20 protein-coding genes are annotated in these 18,956 nt (G+C 69.2%); 6 read left to right on the top strand and 14 right to left on the bottom strand.

The window, feature by feature from the left end; translation table 11 throughout:
* The first annotated feature begins 330 nt into the window (after positions 1–330).
* The 3 genes from V3W47_RS07655 (at position 331) to V3W47_RS07645 (ending at position 4,428) form a co-directional block, all read left to right on the top strand.
* Entirely contained in the window at positions 331–1,554 is a 1,224-nt protein-coding gene (locus V3W47_RS07655; protein WP_331824604.1) for a class I SAM-dependent methyltransferase, read from the top strand.
* Positions 1,555–2,030: 476 nt separating this feature from the next.
* A complete protein-coding gene (gene rpoD, locus V3W47_RS07650) occupies positions 2,031–3,626 on the top strand; it encodes an RNA polymerase sigma factor RpoD (protein WP_331824603.1) in 1,596 nt (531 codons plus the stop codon).
* A gap of 184 nt (positions 3,627–3,810) precedes the next feature.
* Positions 3,811–4,428, top strand: coding sequence for a hypothetical protein (locus V3W47_RS07645; protein ID WP_331824602.1), 618 nt, complete (start codon positions 3,811–3,813; stop codon positions 4,426–4,428).
* A gap of 7 nt (positions 4,429–4,435) precedes the next feature.
* Here the strand turns inward: V3W47_RS07645 and V3W47_RS07640 are convergent, their stop codons facing one another.
* The 3 genes from V3W47_RS07640 to V3W47_RS07630 are packed head-to-tail and all read right to left on the bottom strand — an operon-like array spanning position 4,436 to position 6,862.
* On the bottom strand, positions 4,436–5,314 hold the full coding sequence (locus V3W47_RS07640) for a complex I NDUFA9 subunit family protein (protein WP_331824601.1): 879 nt from the start codon (positions 5,312–5,314) through the stop codon (positions 4,436–4,438).
* Positions 5,311–5,925: a Crp/Fnr family transcriptional regulator gene (locus V3W47_RS07635; protein ID WP_331824600.1), complete on the bottom strand. Its 615-nt coding sequence runs from the start codon at positions 5,923–5,925 to the stop codon at positions 5,311–5,313. The genes V3W47_RS07640 and V3W47_RS07635 overlap by 4 nt, the downstream gene beginning before the upstream one ends.
* A gap of 1 nt (position 5,926) precedes the next feature.
* Complete coding sequence (locus V3W47_RS07630) at positions 5,927–6,862, bottom strand: MerR family transcriptional regulator (RefSeq protein WP_331824599.1); 936 nt, start codon at positions 6,860–6,862, stop codon at positions 5,927–5,929.
* Positions 6,863–7,165: 303 nt separating this feature from the next.
* Between V3W47_RS07630 and V3W47_RS07625 the strand changes: the two genes are divergently transcribed.
* The gene (locus tag V3W47_RS07625) at positions 7,166–8,044 is read left to right on the top strand and encodes a UbiA family prenyltransferase (protein WP_331824664.1); all 879 of its coding nucleotides are present in this window, start codon (positions 7,166–7,168) and stop codon (positions 8,042–8,044) included.
* An 83-nt stretch (positions 8,045–8,127) separates the two neighbouring features.
* Positions 8,128–9,465 (top strand): phytoene desaturase family protein, encoded by a 1,338-nt coding sequence (locus V3W47_RS07620; RefSeq protein WP_331824663.1) that lies wholly within the window; start codon positions 8,128–8,130, stop codon positions 9,463–9,465.
* A 276-nt stretch (positions 9,466–9,741) separates the two neighbouring features.
* On the opposite strand, the gene pruA is transcribed toward V3W47_RS07620, so the two are convergent.
* The 9 genes from pruA to V3W47_RS07575 all read right to left on the bottom strand — a co-directional run bounded on the left by pruA (position 9,742) and on the right by V3W47_RS07575 (position 16,418).
* A complete protein-coding gene (gene pruA / locus V3W47_RS07615) occupies positions 9,742–11,313 on the bottom strand; it encodes an L-glutamate gamma-semialdehyde dehydrogenase (protein WP_331824598.1) in 1,572 nt (523 codons plus the stop codon).
* A gap of 19 nt (positions 11,314–11,332) precedes the next feature.
* Positions 11,333–11,755, bottom strand: coding sequence for a hypothetical protein (locus V3W47_RS07610; RefSeq protein ID WP_331824597.1), 423 nt, complete (start codon positions 11,753–11,755; stop codon positions 11,333–11,335).
* Positions 11,756–11,764: 9 nt separating this feature from the next.
* Positions 11,765–12,175: a hypothetical protein gene (locus V3W47_RS07605; protein ID WP_331824596.1), complete on the bottom strand. Its 411-nt coding sequence runs from the start codon at positions 12,173–12,175 to the stop codon at positions 11,765–11,767.
* Positions 12,172–13,041: an SDR family oxidoreductase gene (locus V3W47_RS07600; protein WP_331824595.1), complete on the bottom strand. Its 870-nt coding sequence runs from the start codon at positions 13,039–13,041 to the stop codon at positions 12,172–12,174. The genes V3W47_RS07605 and V3W47_RS07600 overlap by 4 nt, the downstream gene beginning before the upstream one ends.
* A gap of 96 nt (positions 13,042–13,137) precedes the next feature.
* Positions 13,138–13,350, bottom strand: coding sequence for a hypothetical protein (locus V3W47_RS07595; protein ID WP_331824594.1), 213 nt, complete (start codon positions 13,348–13,350; stop codon positions 13,138–13,140).
* Between the two features lie 6 nt (positions 13,351–13,356).
* Entirely contained in the window at positions 13,357–14,304 is a 948-nt protein-coding gene (locus tag V3W47_RS07590; protein WP_331824593.1) for a proline dehydrogenase family protein, read from the bottom strand.
* The gene (locus tag V3W47_RS07585) at positions 14,301–14,954 is read right to left on the bottom strand and encodes a GntR family transcriptional regulator (protein WP_331824592.1); all 654 of its coding nucleotides are present in this window, start codon (positions 14,952–14,954) and stop codon (positions 14,301–14,303) included. The genes V3W47_RS07590 and V3W47_RS07585 overlap by 4 nt, the downstream gene beginning before the upstream one ends.
* 368 nt (positions 14,955–15,322) lie before the next feature.
* Entirely contained in the window at positions 15,323–15,835 is a 513-nt protein-coding gene (locus V3W47_RS07580; RefSeq protein WP_331824591.1) for an MgtC/SapB family protein, read from the bottom strand.
* 181 nt (positions 15,836–16,016) lie between these two features.
* A complete protein-coding gene (locus tag V3W47_RS07575; RefSeq protein ID WP_331824590.1) occupies positions 16,017–16,418 on the bottom strand; it encodes a hypothetical protein in 402 nt (133 codons plus the stop codon).
* A 348-nt stretch (positions 16,419–16,766) separates the two neighbouring features.
* Between V3W47_RS07575 and recO the strand changes: the two genes are divergently transcribed.
* Positions 16,767–17,528 (top strand): DNA repair protein RecO, encoded by a 762-nt coding sequence (gene recO / locus V3W47_RS07570; RefSeq protein WP_331824589.1) that lies wholly within the window; start codon positions 16,767–16,769, stop codon positions 17,526–17,528.
* Here recO and V3W47_RS07565 read toward each other — a convergent pair.
* Complete coding sequence (locus V3W47_RS07565) at positions 17,492–17,902, bottom strand: hypothetical protein (RefSeq protein WP_331824588.1); 411 nt, start codon at positions 17,900–17,902, stop codon at positions 17,492–17,494. The two genes, recO and V3W47_RS07565, sit on opposite strands and share 37 nt — an antisense overlap.
* 83 nt (positions 17,903–17,985) lie before the next feature.
* Entirely contained in the window at positions 17,986–18,873 is an 888-nt protein-coding gene (locus V3W47_RS07560; RefSeq protein WP_331824587.1) for an alpha/beta hydrolase, read from the bottom strand.
* Positions 18,874–18,956: the final 83 nt, after the last annotated feature.

Here is an 18,956-nt window from a genome sequence, read left to right as displayed (position 1 = left end):
GCTGGCTTTCTCTTGCATATCAGGCGTTCCCTGGGGGAAGCCGGGACTCCCGGAGCTGCGGAGCAGAGGCCAGAAACCAGACCGACAAATGCCTGAGCCGTCCACCAGGAGACAACGGCGCAACCTCTCGCCCTCCTCCTCTCAAGAACAAGCCCCGCCTTGTGAGCGGGGCGGAAAACCGACTTCACCCGGTCGGCTGGTGTTTTGGGACGCCCTCAAGGTACGCACTCGGCTTCCTTCCCACATGGGCATTTCGTCAGGACGCCTTCATTGAGGAGAATCGGGCTGGACAAGTGGGCACCCCGCCCCGGCTGTGATAGACGGTGGGGCGTGACCGGGGGCAGAGGACGGGGAAGCGGACGACAGAAGATCAGGCTGACACGCCCGGCGGGCAGCCGCTCGGCGGCGGCAGGGGAGACGAGTGCGGCAGAGGCAGGCACGTACTTCGATGCCCGGCCCGCTCTCCTCTCAGGGCGGCTGGAGGGGTTGCACGCCCTGACCAAGCCGGGGGTACGCGGCTTCCCGGAGGTGGACGAGGCCCAGGCCCTCCTCGCCGCGACGATGCGTAAGGACCGGGTGCGCGGTGACGTGCTCGACCTCACGGCGATGGGTGGCCTCCTCGCCTCCCTGCCGGACGTGACCCTGCGGGCGGTGGAGGGGTCGGCCCCGGCCCTGGCCGTCCTTGCGGCGGCGGGACTGGACGCGCTCGCGGCGGTTCCCGGCGACGACCTGCGGGAACGCTGGCCCGAGCGGGCGCGGACGGTGGCCCTCGTCCTCGCGGGCGACCGGGGCAATGCCTACGCGTTGGCGCAGGTCGCCTGGGCGCACGCCTGCACCCCGCCCGGTGGCACGCTCTACCTCGCCGGGGACCGCGACAAGGGCTATGACCGCTACGTGCGCGCGGCGGGCAACGCCTTCGGCACGGGGGAGACGATTGCCCGCGACGGCGGGATGCGTGTCGCCCGGATCGTGCGGCGGCCCGGCCCCACCCCCGCCCTCCCCGATCCCGAGGGCTACGAGGCCTTCGGCGTGCGCGTCGTCGGCCTGCCGGGGGTCTTCAGCGCGGGGCGGCCCGACAAGGCGACGACCCTTCTGCTCGGCACGTTGGAGGAGCTGAACCTCGCCGGGAAAAAGGTCCTCGACCTCGGCTGCGGCACGGGCCTGATCGGCGCGTGGGCGGCCTCGCGCGGAGCGGAGGTCACGCTCGTGGACGGCGACCTCCAGAGCGTCCGCAGTGCGGGGGCCACCCTGGCGGCGAACGGCCAGCGCGGGGAAATCTTTCACAGCGACGTGGACGCCGAATTGGGAGAGCGCACCTTCGACGCCATCCTCACCAACCCGCCCTTCCATGTCGGGCGCGGGGTCGTGCTGGATGTGGCGCGCGAATTCATCGCCGTCGCTGGCCGCCGCCTGAATCCGGGCGGGACCGTCTACCTCGTCGCCAACGAGCCGTTGCCCTACGAGACGGCGCTCCGGGCTGTGGGCGAGGTGCGCGAACTGCGGCGGGAGGGCGGATTCAAGGTGCTGGCGGCAACGCGGGCGGGGGAGAGCTGAGGGCCACCCCTCAGTCAGCTTCGCTGACAGCTCCCCTTAAGGGGAGCCTGTTGCCGTTCTGCCTCCCTTCAAACGCTTGATGTGAATTAGAAATTAAGCGTGCCAGATGTGCTTTTTTCTCCCTCTCCCCCTGCGGGTGACTCGGAGAGCTGCGAAGCAGAGGGCCGGGGAGAGGGGTGGCGAGCCACGCTCGCCCTTCTCCTGGACAGCGAAAACGCCCCTGCCGCCCAATCTGCAATTCACATCAGGCGTTTCAAGGGGAGGTGCCCCGCAGGGGCGGACTCGTAGAGCTGCGTAGCAGAGGGGTCGCCCGCCGCCCCACCAGTCCTCCCCTTCCCTCAGCGTCCCCGTCCCCCCGCGCGGGAACGTGATGCAGGTCCGAATTCCGGGGGGTCGTTTGCTAGACTGACGCGTTCCGGCCCCGGCCCCGTGCCGACGTACCCGACGCAGTTCGTCCTCACGCCACAGGAGCACGCATGGCAGAACCCACCCGCGCCCGCGCCCGCAGCAAGGTCCCCACGTCCACCTCCCCCGTGGGAGGTGCCCCCCTGCCGGAAGACGCGCCCGCCGAGAACGACGTGCAGTCCGCCGGAGCGACGCCGGACACGCCCGCCAGGACGAGCAAGGCAGCCCCCAAGCCTGCCCCCAAAGCGAAGGCCGCACAGAAAAAGGCCGTGCTGTCCCCCGTTCCCACCCCCGACGCGGAGGCCGCGCCCCCCGACTCGGTGCCTGACGACGACATCGCGGTGACGCCCGCCGTGCCCCATCCCACCACGAAGACCACGGCCACGAAAAAGGCCGCGTCCGGCAAGGCCGCCCTGCCCGCGAAGGCCCCCGCGAAGGGTGGAGTTGCCGAGAAGCCGTACTACGCGCACCCCAGCATTCAGGAACTCCTGAAGGCGGGCCGCGCGGCGGGCGTGCTCTCCAGCGAGGAAATAGCGGCGGCCCTGTCGCTGGCGCTGGAGGCGAACGGCCTCGACCCGGAGAGTGCCGAGGCGTTCGAGGACATGCAACTCTTCCTCGCCTCGCAGAACATCGAGGTGCAGGACCTCGACGAGGACGAGGAGGTGGAGGAGGAGGCGGAGGTCGCCGCTCCCGGAGTCGCCGCCGAGGCCGACGACGAGGAGAAGTACTTCGACGACATGCCGCGCGCCGTCTCCAACGACCCGGTGCGCCAGTACCTCCACGAGATCGGTCGCGTGCCCCTCCTGACGCTGGAGGAGGAGATCGCGCTGGCCCGCCGCATCGAGGAGGGCGAGGAGGCCCGCAAGTCGCTGGAGGAAGAGCACGACCTCGAGGACCGCGCCCGCCGCCGCCTGATGCGCCAGACCGAGGACGGGGCCGCCGCCCGCCAGGGCCTGATCGAGGCCAACCTCCGCCTCGTCGTCTCCATCGCCAAGAAGTACACCGGGCGCGGGCTGGGGTTCCTCGACCTGATTCAGGAGGGCAACCAGGGCCTGATCCGCGCGGTCGAGAAGTTCGAGTACCGCCGCCGCTACAAGTTCTCCACCTACGCGACGTGGTGGATCAGGCAGGCGATCAACCGCGCCATCGCCGACCAGGCCCGGACCATCCGCATCCCGGTCCACATGGTCGAGACGATCAACAAGCTCACCCGCACGGCCCGCCAGCTTCAGCAGGAACTCTCGCGCGAGGCCACCTACGAGGAGATCGCCGAGGCGATGGGTCCCGGCTGGGACGCCAACAAGGTCGAGGAAGTGCAGAAGGTCAGCCAGGAGCCGGTCTCGCTCGAAACGCCCATCGGCGACGAGAAGGACTCCTTCTACGGCGACTTCATCCCCGACGAGAACCTCGATTCCCCGGTGGACAACGCCGCCAAGACGCTGCTCTCGGAGGAGCTGGAAAAGGCCCTCTCCAAGCTCACCGAGCGCGAGGCCCTCGTCCTGAAGTTCCGCAAGGGCCTGGTGGACGGGCGCGAGCACACGCTGGAGGAGGTCGGCCAGCGCTTCAGCGTCACCCGCGAGCGCATCCGCCAGATCGAGAACAAGGCGCTTCGGAAGCTCAAGTACCACGAGAGCCGCACCCGCAAACTGCGCGACTTCCTGGATTGAGCTGAGGGAAGAGAAGGATGGCCCCCGCCTGTATGGTGGGGGTTTTTGCTGTACCGAAAGGAGGATGTGGGGGTGTGGGTGACCACGTTAGAGTTCGGCCAGAATGCCAGCGAAACGAGTTCTGCTCCTCGCGGTGTGCCTCTCTGCCCCCTCCGTCGCCGAGGCCGCACCCTCAACGCAAGTCGTGGTGCGCTTCGGCTCACTGCATTGGGTGGATGCGCGGAGTGGTGCGCCGTATATCAGAAAGGACGGACGGGTCATGGTGCCTGTGCTGCCCGCCTGCGACCTATTGGGCCTCCCCTGCAAGGTGAGAGGTCGGGATGTATCCATTGAGGGGGGGAGACTTATCCAACAGGAAGCGGGCTTCATCGAACTGCGCGAGTTGTTGGAGGGGCACGAGGGTTTTACGTTGACCTACGACCGAGAGGCGCATATGGCGGTAGTGGGCACCAACCCAGCAGTGAATATGGTGCTGACATCATGGATGCGTGTACACAACGACTGGGGCCGCCAACTCCGCCAGCCCTATCGTGGCCCCCTCTTCGCCCTCAAGACGAGGAGAGCGCCGGGCGTCCGCTACCGGCTTTCCACTACAGGCACGCCCCTCAACGGGGTGACGCTCATCACCGGTTTTTCGTCGCGCGTACCGGGCAGTACGCCGATCCTGATGGTTCGAGGCCCCCTCACACCCAGCCTGCCCGACAACCCGAACCGCGACCCCGGATGCGGCGCAAAACCCTTCTGCGTGCAAACGATAGACCGGGAAGGGCTGTGGATGTTGGCCGCAGTGGACGAGGGGTAGCCCCACCCTATGCCTTCCCCACGATCCTCGGCAACTCGTCCTGAAGCCGCAGCATGGGCAAGCCGAAGACCGTTCGCGCGGGTTCATTCGGGGCGGTGTTGCCCTCCTTGAGCATGGCGTACTGGTCGCGGGTGATCGGCGGCTTCGGCAGAATCTGCATCGCGGGCACGGCGAGGTTCATCAGCGCGAGAGGCACGGGCACGATGGGCTTCTTCTTGCCGAGCGCGGCGAGTTCCATCTCCAGCAGTTGCCGGAAGGTGAACTCCTCCGGTCCGGTGAGGTCGTAGGTCTGCCCGACCGCCTCCGGCAGCGAAAGCGCCCCCGCGAAGGCCCGCGCCACGTCCTCCACGCTGACTGGGCGGAAGGGGAACTGCCCGTCCCCGATCTGCGGGACGACCGGCCCCGTGCTCACGAGTTCGCGCAGCACCCGCCCGAAGAAGTCGTCACCGGGGCCGAAGATCAGGCTGGGGCGGAAGATGGTGGAACTCAACCCGCTCTCGCGCACGAGGCGTTCGGCGCGGCCCTTCGTGCTGGAGTAGCGGCTGCCGCTGTCCTCCCGCGCTCCGAGCGCACTCATCTGCACGTAGCGGGCCGTGCGCGGCGTGGCGGCGAGGACGTTGCGCGTGCCCTCGAAGTGGACCCGCTCGAAGGTCTGCTCGCCCGCCTCCTGAATGATGCCGACCAGGTGGACGACCGCCTCGGGGTTGGCTTCCCCGAAGACGCGCAGCACGGCGGCGGGATCGGTCACGTCGAGCTTCATGCCCTGCGCGCCCGCCACCGCCTCCCCGCGTCTGGAGGCGGCGAGGACCGTCTGCCCGCGCCCGATGAGTTCGGCCACGACGGCCCGACCGACGAATCCTGAAGCGCCCGTGACGAGGACTCTCATACGTTCTCCTCTCCGCCCGGCGCGGCGGCACGGGTGGCGATTTCCCGCAGCGCCAGCGGGCGCAGCAGCGTGATGTGACGGTAGCCCGTCTCGATCAGCCCCGCGTCGCGCAGCTCGGTGATGACCTTGCTCACGCTCTCGCGGGTGCTGCCCGTGCCCTCCGCGAGCAGTTCGTGGGTGGCCCGCACGTACAGGCGGTCCTCGGTGTCCTCCGACCCCAGCGGCGTGTCCACGAGGTCGAGCAGATACCGCACCACCCGCACCCGCAGGTCGCCGCTCTGGAGGTTGACCTCGTGCGTGATCGTGCGCTGAAGCTGTGCGCCGAGGTTGCGCGCCACGTCGAGGAGCGTGCGCTCGTCGAGTTCGGCGGGGTCGAAGGTCGTGATCGTCGCGTTCGTCAGCGCCTCGGCCCCGTGCGGGTGGGTCGGCCCGTTCAGGGTGTCCTCCCCAAAGTAGTCGCCGGGCAGGACGTGGCGCACCGTCAGCGTCCGCCCGCGCGGGGTGAGCTGCACCAGCCGCACGAGGCCCGTGTCGGCCCGGAAGAGGCCCCCGCCGCCCTCGCCCTGGCGGTAGACGAACTGCCCGCGCTGGTAGCGGAGTCTGTGCGCCATCTCAGCGCCTCCCGCCGTGGGCTGCCGCCCGCAGGTGCGCGGTGATGAGGTCGGCGGCCCGCACCACGTCCGGCCCCGCGTAGTGCCCGCCCAACTCGGCGGCGAGGTCGGGCCGCGCGTTCAGGAGCGCCCCACCATAGAAGATGGGCAGCCCCAGATCACCGAGGTCCCGCCGCTGGGCACGGGTCGGCCCCAGCGCCCACTCGCCGTTGAGCGCGAGGAGCACCGCGTCCGCCCCGCGCTGGCGGGTGTACACGGCGAGGTCGCCGAGCGGCATGTTCGCGCCCAGGTACTCGGTCCGCACGCCCCGCCGCCGCAGCACGAGCGAAATCATCAGCAGGCCGAGTTCGTGGAGTTCGCCGGGCGCGCACGCGGCGATCACGCGCGGGCCGAACTCCCCGCCGCCCACCGCGTCCTGCAACGCCTCCAGCCGGGAGCGCAGGTACGCGCTCGCCCGGTGCTCGTGCGCCGCCGTGATCTCACCGCGCTCCCACAGGCTGCCGATCTCGGTCAGCACGGGCGTCAGCACCCCGGTCAGCACGTCCTCCACGGTGAGCTGCGCGTGCGCCCGCGACAGCACCTTGCCCGCCTGCCCGAGTTCGCCGGAGACGAGCGCGTTCAGCAACTCGGGGACGAAGGGACTCTCGGAGCCGCCATGTTCACGTGGGACCTCATCCTCCCCCCCGGCCCCCTCCAGCGTGAGCTGCGCCGCGCGGCCCGCCGGGACCCCGGCCCGCAGGTGCGACTGCATCACCTCGATCTGGGCGAGGTCGTGCGGGGAGTAGAGGCGGTAGCCGCTGGCGCTGCGGGCGGGGGCGGGGAAGCCGTAGCGCCGCTCCCACTGGCGCAGGGTGGCGGCGGCCACGCCCACGCGCGACTCCACCTCCGACGCGGTGAACATCGCTGTGGTGTCCGTGCCCCGTCCGGGGCTGCCCATGCCTTCCATCCTGTTCCTATTTCGACACGCGGCAGGGCAAGAGACCGTAAGGATTGATAGCGGTTGTGCTTGTAGCCTGCAAAGAAGGGGACGCATAGCCCGGCGTGGGATGGGCCACCTCCCTAGAATGGCGGGGCGACGTGGGGTGGGTCGCTGGGGAAGAATTGGGCGGTGGAGATGGTCAGACGCCCCCTCACCCCGGCCCTCTGCTCAGCAGCTCTCCGAGTCACCCACGAGGGGAGAGGAAGAAAAACATTCGCGCCTCCGCTCACCCTCCTCCTCTTGCCCCCTGACTCCCTGCCCATGCGTACCCTTACCGTCCCCATTCGGCTGCCTCTGCGCCGCCTGCTCGCCGTGTCGCGTCCGGCGCTGTGGGTCAATACGGTCGGGCCGCTGGTGACGGGGGTGTGGCTCACCGGGCACCTGTACACGCTCGATTCCGGCGTGCTGGCGCTCCTCGCGTACCTGACGCTGCCCTTCAACCTCCTGATCTACGGGCTGAACGACCTCGCCGACCGGGAGGAGGACGCCGCCTCGCCGCGCAAGGGGGGCTGGCAGGGGGCACGGCTGGGGGTGGGGGAGGCCGGGCCGCTGCTCGTCGCCATTCTGACCTTGAACGTGCCGTATCTGGCCGCGCTCGCGCTGGTGTTGCCGCCCGCCGCCCTCGCGGTGCTGCTGACGGCGGTGGCCCTCTTCACGGCGTACAGCCTGCCGCCCGTCCGGTTGAAAGGTCGCCCCGGCCCCGACGGGCTGAGCAACGTCGCCTACGCGCTGCCGCTCGCGCTGCCTGCCCTGGTCCTCGGCGCATCTGTGCCGTGGCTGCCCCTCGCCGCGCTGATGGCCTACTCGGTGGGCAAGCACGCCTTCGACGCCGCGCAGGACGTGCCCGCCGACCGCCTCGCGGGAACGCGCACGGTCGCCACCGTCCTCGGCGTGTCCGGGACCGCCCGCTACGCGCTGGGGTGGTTCGTGGTCGCGGGGCTGCTCCTCTGGCCCGTCAGCCGTCTCACCGCCGCCGCGCTGTGGCTCGTCTGCGGGGGCATGGCGCTGGCCCTGCTGCGTGAGCCGACGCCCGAACGCGCCGCCCGCCTCTACCCGCTGAGCATCGTCACGCCCTGGATCGTGGGGACGGTGGCGGGGGTGGGGCTGGTGTACCTGCTGGCGCGGGGGCTGTGGCCTTGAGCGGTCAGCCGTCAGCCGTCAGCCGTCAGCAAAGACACCACCCTCCCTCTCACAACCCACAACCCACAGCCCACAGCCTCTCCATCGGCATCCTCGGCGGCGGTCTCGCGGGTCTCGCGCTCGCCGCACTCCTGGCTGAGCGGGGGCACGCTGTCCACGTCTACGAGCGGGACCGGGCGGGCGGCAAGCTGCGGCGGGTCACGGTGGGGGGGCTGGAGTTCGACACCGGGCCGAGCCTCTTCACCTTTCCGGGGGTGTGGCGGGCGTTCCTGGCGCGGCTGGGGGAGGGGGACCCGCTGGACCTCCGACCGCTGCCCGGTGGGTTGGGTGTCCACCACACGCCGTTCGGCCCGGTGCCGCTGCCCGTCCCGGCGGGACATGAGCTGGAGGGGGCCTGGGAGGCGTACCGGGCGTCCGTCCAGCCCGTCGCGTCCCATATGGAAACGCTCCTCACCACGCCGCCGCGCCTGATGGACCCGATATTTCGGCGGGCGAGTGCGGCCCTGTTTCGTGTTCTGGGGGGCCACCTCACTGCCGAGGCGTGGGTGAGGGCACGGCGGTTGCCACCCGCCCTGGCCCACGCCGTCCGCACGCACGCGCTGAACGCGGGGCTGCCGCCGCAGGACGCGCCTGCCCTGTATGCCCTGCTGCCCGCTTTGATTGCGGGGAATGTCGCCCGGCCCGCGCGGGGGATGGGCACCCTGCTGGACACGCTGCTGGAATTGGGGAAGGCGAGCGGCGTGCGGGTGGAGGAGGGGGCCGAGATCGTCCGCGTGGACGCAGGCACCGCGACGCTTACCCTCATTGGGGGAGAGGTCCGGCGTCACGATCTCCTTGTCAGTGCGTTGGACCCGGCCCGCCTCGCCACGCTGAGGGGTCGTCCGGTGCGCTCGCCCGTCTCTCGCCGCACGGTGAGCGGAGTGGCCCTGTACGCCGCCCTGCCAGAATCTGCGCCGCTGCCCGCCACCTCCGTTCTGCCGCCCGCCAGCTTCGCCACCTTCCGCGCCGCCGTGAGGTCCGGAGCCTTGCCACCCGATACCCTCGCCCTCGTCCACGCGGACGGGCCACGCCTCGCCGTGCTGCTCACTGCGCCCGCCACCGCTGCTCACCTCGGCCCCGACCACCCGTGGGTCCGCCTACAGGTGGAGCGGGTGGAGCACACCCTCGGCGTGCCGGGCCTGCTCGCCTCCGCGCGGGACGTGGTGGCGCTGCCGCCCGCCCACTACGCGGCAGGTGGGCACCCCGGCGGCGCGATGTATGGGTCGGCCCTTCCTGTGTGGCGCGGCGGCCCCCTCCACCCACAGCCGTATCGCCCCGCCCCCCGGCTGTGGCAGGTCGGAACGGGCGTGCATCCGGGCGGCGGGATTCCGGCGGTGCTGGGTGGGGCGCTCATCGTAGACACGCTGCTGGCAGGGAATTAAAAAGCCGCCCCCGGTGTGGGAAGCGACCGAGATCGAGTTGTTCCGGCTTTGCTTCGGCGTGAAGGACAAGCGTTGCTTGCCACCCCTCTCCCCAGCCCCCTCCTGCAAGGGGAGAGGGCGGAAAAAGCCCGTTTTACACGCTTGTTTCGTGGTGCAGGTGGAGTTTCTTGAAGGGAGCAGAAGCAAGGAAGTCCATGTCCCGCCGCCACTTGCAGCTCAACGCCCCCCGGCCCTGCTGACGGCTGAGAGCTGACCGCTGAGAGCTGACCGCTCCCCTCACCACCGCTCCGTCACCGTCTTGAGCTGGAGGAAGTTCGCCAGGTAGTCCGGCCCGCCCGCCTTCGAGTCGGTGCCGCTCATGTTGTAGCCGCCAAAAGGTTGCACGCCGACGATGGCCCCCGTGATCTTGCGGTTGAAGTACAGGTTGCCGACCTCGAACTCGCGCCGCGCCTGCTCCAGCCGCGCGCGGTCATTGCTGCACACGCCGCCCGTCAAACCGTACTGGGTGGAATTGGCGATTTCGAGCGCGTGGTTCCAGTCGCGGGCACGCAACACGCTCACGACCGGGCCGAAGATTTCCTCCTGGGCGAGCCGGGCCTCCGGCTTCACGTCCCCGAAGATGGTGGGTTGGACGTAGTACCCTTTCTTGCTGCCGTGCTCGCCGGGGGCCTCGCCCCCCAGCAGCACTTTGCCCTCCTGCTGGCCGATCTCCAGGTAGCTGCTCACCTTGTCGAAGCTCATCTGATTGACGACCGCCGTGACGTTCGCGTTCTCCTCGCCCGTGCCCACCTTCAGCGCGCGGGCACGCTCCACGAAGGCCCCCACCACCCGGTCGTACACCTCGTCCACCACGATCAGGCGGCTCATGGCCGAGCACTTCTGCCCGTTGAAGCCGAAGGCCCCCTGCACCGCCGCCGTCACGGCCACGTCGAGGTCGGCGGTCTCGTCCACGATCATCGCGTCCTTGCCACCGAGTTCGAGGATGACCTTCTTGATCCACCGCTGGCCGGGCTGCACCCGCGCGGCGACCTCGTTGATGTGCAGGCCCACCGCCCGCGACCCCGTGAAGGTGATGAAGCGCGTCCGCGCGTGCGTGGTGAGGTACTCGCCCACCTCCGCGCCCACGCCGGGCAGGAACTGAAGGACCCCGGCGGGCAGCCCGGCTTCCAGCAGGATGTTCACCATGAGACCGGCGATGAGGCCCGAGTCCTCGGCGGGCTTGGCAATGACGCAGTTGCCCGCCACGATGGGCGCGGCGAGCATCCCCAGGAAGATCGCGCACGGGAAGTTCCACGGCGAGATGGACACGCCCACGCCGAGCGGCAGGTACATCAGCCCGTTCTCCTCGCCCTCGTACCACGTCGTCTCGGCGGCCCCGAAGCCCGCGTACTTCATCGCGCTGCGGGCGTAATACTCTAGGAAGTCGATGGCCTCGGCCACCTCCACGTCCGCCTCGGCGTAGTTCTTGCCGACCTCCACGCTCATCAGCGCACACGCTTCCAGGCGGCGGCGTTTCAGGATCGCGGCGGCTTTCAGCAGGATTCGGGCGCGGGCGTCCATGTCCCACGTCTTCCACGTCTCGAAGGCCCGCCACGCGCCCTGGAGCGCACGCTCGGCGTCCTCGACCGTCGCCTTCGCCGTCGTCCCCACGACCTCGCAGGTGTCGCAGGGGTTGAGGGAGGTCAGCTTTTCCGCCGTATCCACCCGCTCACCGTCGATGACGAGGGGGTAGTGCTTGCCGAGCAGTTCGGCGCGAACCTTCTTCAACGCTGCCTGGTACGCCTCGACGTTCTCGGGCCGGGTGAAGTCGATGAAGGGCTGGGGGCGGTAGTCCTGAATCTTGAGCATGGGGTTATCCTTTCAAGCCTTAAAAGCGGCCATAGCGGTAGCGGTCGAGGAAGAGGGCATCTTCTCGGTCGTCGTGACGGAAGTACCCTTCATCGGAGTCGAGGTGCCAGGGTTCGCCGGGAAATAACATTCCCCAAAGGTCTGCAAACATCTCCTCAGGTGTATCGGTGATGTCGGGGAGTGCATCCTGCGTGTACCACTCCCACTCCTTCTTAGAGAAGAAATTGAGCGCGTATCTCAGAGTCTCCTTGACCATGCGTTGCTGTACGACGCTGAGATCATTGAGTTCTGGGATCAAGTAATTCTCGCAGAGAAGAGCGCGACTGGTGGCGTTCTCCATATTGAGTCGGTTGAGAGGATGATCGTCGGCGTCGATGTGCCACCCGGTCGCCCAAAGAAACTCTCTCAGCCAGTAAGCGTTGACTCGTACGGAGCTGTCCACTTCTCCACCTCACCCCGGCGGCACGAGGTCGAACAGCGAATCCTCGGGGCGGTCGACGCGCCGGGCGTGCGGGTCGTGGGCGGGCAGCCCTGCCGGGAAGAGGCGTCGGGCGACCTCCGTGAGAAAGACGCGCGGGTGCGGCGGCGCGAAGGGCAGGCTGCCGAGCAGGAACCACGCGAGGTCACGGTCGTCGAACTCGGCGAGGGCGTAGGCCCAGGTGCGGGCGAGGGCCGCCTCCTGCGCCTCCCCCAGCACGTCCAGATGCGGGATGAGCAGCGTGGCGATGGCGTCCAGACCGTCCGGAGTGCGCGGGTCCACGTACTCCAGCGGGTGATCGTGCCCGCCCACCGCCCAGCCGATCATGCCGAAAAACTGCCGCAGGTAGAAGCCGTTGACATGGCCGGGGTCGGGAAAGGTCACTCGTTCTCACCGAGAATGGTGGGCACGCTGTCCCGCGCGAACTCGTCCACGGTGCGGGGCGACCGCCCCAGCAACCCGGCCAGCTCGGGCGTCACTCGCCCCGCGAGGCCGAAGCGCGCGGTCGCGTAGATGCCCTCCATCACGACGATCTGCCCGGTCGCCACCCCGCGCGCCCGCATGTGGCGGAAGAAGGTGATCGGATTGGGATCGGTATAGCGAATTGGGTGCCCCGTCACTGCCGTGAGCCTGCGGGCGACCTCCTCGTAGGTCAGCGCCTCGCTCCCGGTCAGCTCGTAGGCGCGGTTCGCGTGCCCGTCCCCCGTTAGCACCACCGCCCCCGCCTCGCCCACGTCGCGCACGTCCACGAAGCTCGTGCGGCCCTTCCCGGCGGGCACGTAGATTTCACCCTTCCGCAGCTCCGGCAGGTGCGTCGTCGTCAGGTTCTGCATGAAGAAGGAGGGGCGCAGGAAGGTGGACTCGGCCCCGCTCTCCTTGAGATACTTTTCCAATTTCGCGTGCGGCACGAAGGTCAGGCGCTCGGCCCCTTGCAGCGAGAGCAGCACCATCCGCTCCACGCCCGCGCCGAGCGCCACGTCGAGGGCGGGCACCATGTCGCGCTCGACCTGACTCAGTTGGGGCGGGCGGGTAATGAACAGCCGCCTCACTCCCTGAAGGGCAGAGACGTAGGTGCGGCGGTTGCCGAACTCGAACCCCGCGTACTCCAGCCCCGGCGCGTCCCCGAACTCCTCGTGTGCCCGCTCCGGCCTCCGGGCCAGCACCCGCACCCGCGCTCCCCGCGCAAGCAGCGCCCGCACGAGCGGCGTGCCCACGTTGCCAGGTGCCCCCGTCACCCCGATGAGGTCCACGGCTCAGCCCCCGGCCTTCCGTGAAAATTGAGCCTGTGTTGGAACGTTCGTCATCTCGGCACTCCTGAACATAGGGGACAGTGTGGTGGTCTTCGTCTAGCGCCGGATGAGGGTAATGGAATTGACATTCCCCTCCAGACCGGAGTCGGCGTCGAAGCGGACCCGCCCGCCGCTGCTCTTGCCCTCGCGCAGAAACCACAGCATCTCGATCAGGTAGCCGATGGAACGGTCGCCCAGGGTCACGGTCAGTTCTCCCCCGTTGCCCAGGCGGACCTCGAAGGTGTCCCCGGTGGGGTCGGGCTCCGGCATCCCGGCTCAGCCCCTCAGCATCCCGCGCAGCACGAACATCACGTTGGCGGGGCGCTCGGCGATGCGGCGGGAGAAGTACGGATACCAGTCGTAGCCGTAGGGGATGTACGCCCGCACCCGGTAGCCCCGCGCGGCGAGGTCGCGCTGGAGGTCGCGCCGGATGCCGTACAGCATCTGGAACTCGAAGGCGTCGCGCGCAATGCCGTGCGCGAGCGCGAAATGCTCCACGTCCCCGATGATGCCCTCGTCGTGGGTGGCGACGTTGACATAGTTGCCCGCCTTCATATGCGCGAACACCAGCCGACGGTACGCCGCGTCCACGTCCGCCTTGTTCGGCATGGCGACCGTCTCGGGTTCGAGGTACGCGCCCTTCACGATGCGGAGGTTGGGCCGCAGGTCGTCCAGCCCGTCCCGGTCGGCCTCCGAGCGGTAGAGGTAGCTCTGGAGAACGGTGCCGACATGCTCGCGCCCGAACTCGCCCACCAGGGTGCGGAACTGCGCCAGCGTCACGTCCACGCGGGGGTGGTCCTCCATGTCCAGGCACACGAAGCCGCCGTACTCCCGCGCCCTCCCGACGATGCGCCGCGCGCTCGTGAGGCCGAGGTCCTGACCGTTCCCCTCACCACCCTGCACCGTCATCCCCTGCCCGACGCTGGAGAGCTTCACGCTGACGTAGGGCTTCTGCCCGGCGGCGTGCGCGGCGTCCAGCAGCCTCAGCACGTTCCCCGCGAACTCGTTCGCCGTCTCGGGCGACGTGACGAACTCGCCGAGGAGGTCGAGGTTGCCGAGGATGCCGTCACCTGCCAGCTCCCTGACGGCGGCGATGGCGCTGCCTACGTCCTCGCCCGCCACGAAGCGCCGCGCCAGGTTGGAGCCGCGCGAACGGACGAGGGCCTCCACGGGCTTCTGCCCCGAGACGGTAAGGACGGCCTTGCGGTACATCTGGTCGATCATGGTTGCTCTCCGAGGTCGTGCAGGACGAGGGCGGCGAAGGTACGGACGTGGACTCGGGCGGCTTCTCTGGCGGCCTCCGCGTCGCGGGCGAGGATGGCGGCGAGGATGGCGGCGTGCTGCGCCTCCGTCTGGGGGTGGGCATTGTATGTGCGCGTCTGGTGCTTGATGAGCGTGACCCGCAGCGCCAGCCCGCGCGCGAGGTCGGCGAGGGCGGCGTTGTGTGCGGCGAGCGTCACCCTCTGATGAAAGGCGAGGTCCAGCCGCGTCTGCTCGCGGTAGTCCTCCCCCCGCACCCCGTTCAGGGCCGAGAGCGCGGCGTTCAGGCGGGCGGCGTCGGCGGGCGTGTGCGACCCGGCGGCGAGGGCGGCGGCCAGGCCGTCCAACTCCTCGCGCACCACGTAGGTCTCCCGCGCCTCGGTGGCGGAAACGGTGCGGACGCGCACGCCCTTGTTCGCCTCCGCCACCAGCAGCCCGTCCTGCGTCAGCCGCATCAGCGCCTCGCGGATCGGCGTGCGGCTCACCCCCAGCCGCTCCCCGAGTTCGACCTCCCCCAGCCGCTCCCCCGGCGCGATCTCGCCGTCCAGCACGGCCTGTCTCAGGTGCCCATACACGCCGTCCCGCACGAGGGTGGGGCGCTCGAAGGAGGTCATAGTGGATACTGTATACAATCCTTGCCGGGGAGTCAAAGGGAGGAGCTTTCAGCCGTCAGCTTTTAGCGGTCAGCAGCAGGTGATAGAGCCGCTGCCTCCGATCTGCTTGCGGGAGAACACACCCTCTGGCCGCCCCCACCTCGTAACGCCTGATGTCAAGAGAAAGTGAGCGTTCCAGACGTGCCATTTGCTCCCTCCCTCCTTGTGGGGGACTCGGAGAGCTGCTTGCAGAGGGTCGGGGAGGGGGTGACGAGCAACGCTCGTCCTTCTGCCAGACGGCGAAAATATAGCCACTGCCCGATCTGTGGTTCAACTCAGGCGTTTGTGGGGAAAGCTGGGAAGTGGTAGTCAGCCTCTCCTGCCCAGGCTCAGTCCCCCGCCCGCTGCTCCTTCGCCTCCCGCTCGCCCGCGCGCTCCTCGTCCACCATTTTCTCCCCCTTCTCCCCGACGAGGGGGGCGAGCCAGCCCAGGGTGAAGAGGAAGAGGGCGGTCGACCCCGCCGCCAGCACGTAGAGATGCAGGCCACACGCCACCCCGACGCCCGCCGTGGCGAGGAGGCCCGCCGCCGTCGTGAGGCCCTTCGCCCCCTCGCCCCGACGGTCGGAGAAGATAGCTCCCGCGCCGAGGAAGCTCACGCCGCTGACGACCGCGCCGAGCACGCCCACGAGGTCGAAGCGGACCTGCGAGGAGTCGTCCGCGAAGCGCACGATCAGGGTGTCGGCGAGCACGACGAAGAGGGCCGCGCTCACGCCCACGAGGATGTGCGTCCGCAGGCCCGCGCTGCGGTTGCGCCGCTCGCGCTCCCAGCCGATGAGGCCACTGAGCACGAACGCGGCGACCAGGCCCTCCATCAGCCGCAGCTCCGCCCAGAAGCCTTCCACATGGGCAGCGTAGGCCGGACGGGACCAAAACGCTCTGGCCCGTTCCTTCAGCCGTTTGTCATGGGAGCGTCAGGGAGTCACTGAGGCCCGTCAACTGTTGCCCAGCCAGCGTCGGCGGCAGCGTAGGCACTTGCGTCACGACTTGCCACTCCCAGGAGGACCGGACCGCCGACCGCTCCCGTCACTCCGCGTAAACAGGCTCAATGGGGAAGATGCGGTCGGCCAGCGTCTCCAGGCTGCGATGTCCGGCACGCTTCTGACAGCTCTCGGTGCCCAGGCACAGCGTCACGTAGCGGGTGCGGCGGGCGGCGACGACCACGCGGTAGAGGGCGGCCTCGCTGCGCGAGCGGGTGTAGTGGCACAGGTCGCAGTGCAGGGCGTTGCGCCCCTTCGGCTCGATGGGCGTGAACTCGGCCAGTTGCTCACCGTGGACGAGCGCGAGGCGACCGTCCGCCACCGGGTACAGCCCCAGCGTGGGCGGCCCGCCCCCCGGCTCCTCGCCGAACAGCTCGCGGTACGACTCGGGAAACAGTTCCCGCAGCACGTCGCGGGCGCTGTGACGCTTGGGTGGAGGATCGCTCATGGGGGGCAGTGTAAGGGGACCGGGAAGGACGGAACGTGCCAGGGCTGACGCCGGGAAGAGAGCTTTGAAGATGATGGGCGGTTGCGACTGTGGGCGTCTGCAACGTCGCGCTGAACGACGGGACCGTTGAGACCGGGAGGGGTGGCAAGTCCTGCTTGCCCCATCGCGCGACGCCTCCCCGAACCCTGAGAACCGTGCCCCCCGCCCCGTCCGCCCTGAGTTGAAGCTCTAGAATCGGCGAGTGAGACGGGATGCGCTGAGATTCATTCCTTCCGGTCGGGTGCCGGAGGAGTCGTTACAGCGTGAGTCCCGCGTTTGCCTCCCCCACGCTCCGGCGCAGGAGGCCCCATGAGGTCGCGCAGCACGACCCGCAGCGGCATCGTGATCCGGCGGCGCGTGACGCCCGCTGGCGACATCATCGTCACGCTGCTCACGCCGCAGGGCAAGGTGAAGGCCATCGCGCGGGGCGGGGTGCGCGGGCCGCTCGCCAGCCGCCTGAACCTCTTCCACCACGTCGGCGCGCAGGTGTACCAGACGCCGCAGGCCGACCTCGCCACCGTGCAGCAGGCCGTACTGGAAGGGGCGCTGCCGAGGCTGGCCGAGCCGGAGCGGTACGCCTTCGCGCACCTGATGGCCGAACTCGCCGACGCGCTCTTTCAGGAGGGCGAGTTCAGCGAGCAGGCGTTCGACCTCTTCGCGGGGGCCTTGCGCGGCATCTCCCACCAGCCGGACCCGGAGTGGGTGGCCCTCGTGATGAGCCACAAGCTGCTGGGGCTGGCGGGGTTCGTCCTCCAGACCGCCCGCTGTGCCCGCTGCGGCGCGGCCCACCCCGAACACCCCGACCCCCTCGGCGGCCAACTCCTGTGCGGCGCGTGCGCGAGTCTGTCCGCCTACCCGCCCACGAGTCTGGACTTCCTGCGAAACGTCGTGCGCCGTCCCGTGCGCGCCAGCATGGAGGCCCCCGTCCCCGATGACGAGCGGCCCGCGCTGTGGCGGGCGCTGGAACGCTTCGTGACCGTGCAGGTGGGGAACGTGCAGAGCTGGCGGCAGTTGGTGCCCCATGCGTCGGTCGTTCAGGCCGGGGTGCCGTCCTCCGGGGTGCGCGGGTAACGTGACACGTCGAGGTTGATTCTGAACCGCCCCAGAGCGGCAAGCAATTCGTATGGGAATGAATCAACGTGGTGGGCCACATCCCGTTCCTCGATGCCGAAGTCGAGCGTTCGATCATCCACACCGGGAAACTCTGATAACACCAGCAACGCGGCCTCATGTCGTTGCATAAAGGCGAGAGCATCCATAATCTGCTGCTCGGCAGCCTGCATATCGGCCCCGCTGACCTCTGCGTTGAACGAGGAGAATTCGTGGGGGCGGCCAGAGAAGTTCAATTCGCCTCGCCGACGGATGAGGTAGGGCGAGAAGTCCAGTTGAGCAAGGAGACGGTCTATCTCAAAGTCCAGACCGGCGACGCGTAAGACGGCAGACACCTCCTCAGCGTAGGGCACCGAACGAAAGAGAAGAGACCGACTCCTGTGTGGCGGGTCGGTCTCAAGAACGGTCGAAGACTTCTCTATCGTGGCCGGTTCTTCTCGATAAAATCAATCATCTGTTGCCGCGTTCCCCCCAGGAATGTCAGGGGACGGGCGACCGCCGCGATGATGGTGACGTGGTTGAGGCGCGGGAGCACCGTGCGGGTGACGGGCACGCCCGCGCGCCTCAGCGCCGCTTCCAGACTCAACGCGTTCTGCGGGTAGACGGTGGTGTCGTTCGCGGCGACGAGGAGGAGGTGGGGCGGCGCGTCCCTCCTCACGTGGCGGTCGGGCATGACCTGATCGGGGGTGCTGCCCTCGGGGAACGCGACCCGGCTGTCGAACTGGCGGAAGTCGTAGGAGTACGGCCCGGCGATGCCGATGACGCCCCGCACAGCGCGGATGGGCACGCCCGCCTCACGCAGCCAGCGCTCGTTGTCCACCGCCTCCACCGCGTTGAAGGCTCCCGCCGAGTGCCCGGTCATGAACAGCACGTCGGGGTCGCCGCCGAACTTGCCGCCGTTGTCGCGCAGCCACCTCAACGCAGAGGCCGCGTCCTGCACGAAGGCGGGGTAGCGGTTCTGCGGCGCGAGGCGGTAGTTCATCACGCCCGTCACGTACCCGGCGCGGGCCAGGCTCTCGCCGACGAAGCGGTGGATGGCCTTGTCGCCCCCCTGCCACGAGCCGCCGTGGACGAACAGCACGATGGGCGCGTTCCGGGCGCTGGGCGGCGCGTATACGTCCAGCACATTGCGCGCGTCCGGGCCGTACCTCTGGTCGGTGGCGACGGTCAGGCCACGGGTGTTCACGGCGCGGTTCAGGGTGCCGGGCAGGTCGGCGGTGGCGGAACAGGCGGTCAGGGCGGCGGTCACGGTCACGGCCAGCACGCCGAGGGTCAGGGCGCGGGGGAGGCGGCGGGGGCGCGTCATGCCCGGCAGGCTAGCGGCTGGCCCGGCGGGGCGCGGGCGCAGGGGGCACACTCCGACTTGAGGATGGCTTGACGTTGGGCTTA

The sequence above is a fragment of the Deinococcus sp. YIM 134068 genome, assembly GCF_036543075.1.
Classification (GTDB): Bacteria; Deinococcota; Deinococci; order Deinococcales; family Deinococcaceae; genus Deinococcus; species Deinococcus lichenicola.
The sequence above is the reverse complement of the archived record's forward strand: the minus strand, read 5'-3'. Positions and strand labels throughout refer to the sequence as shown.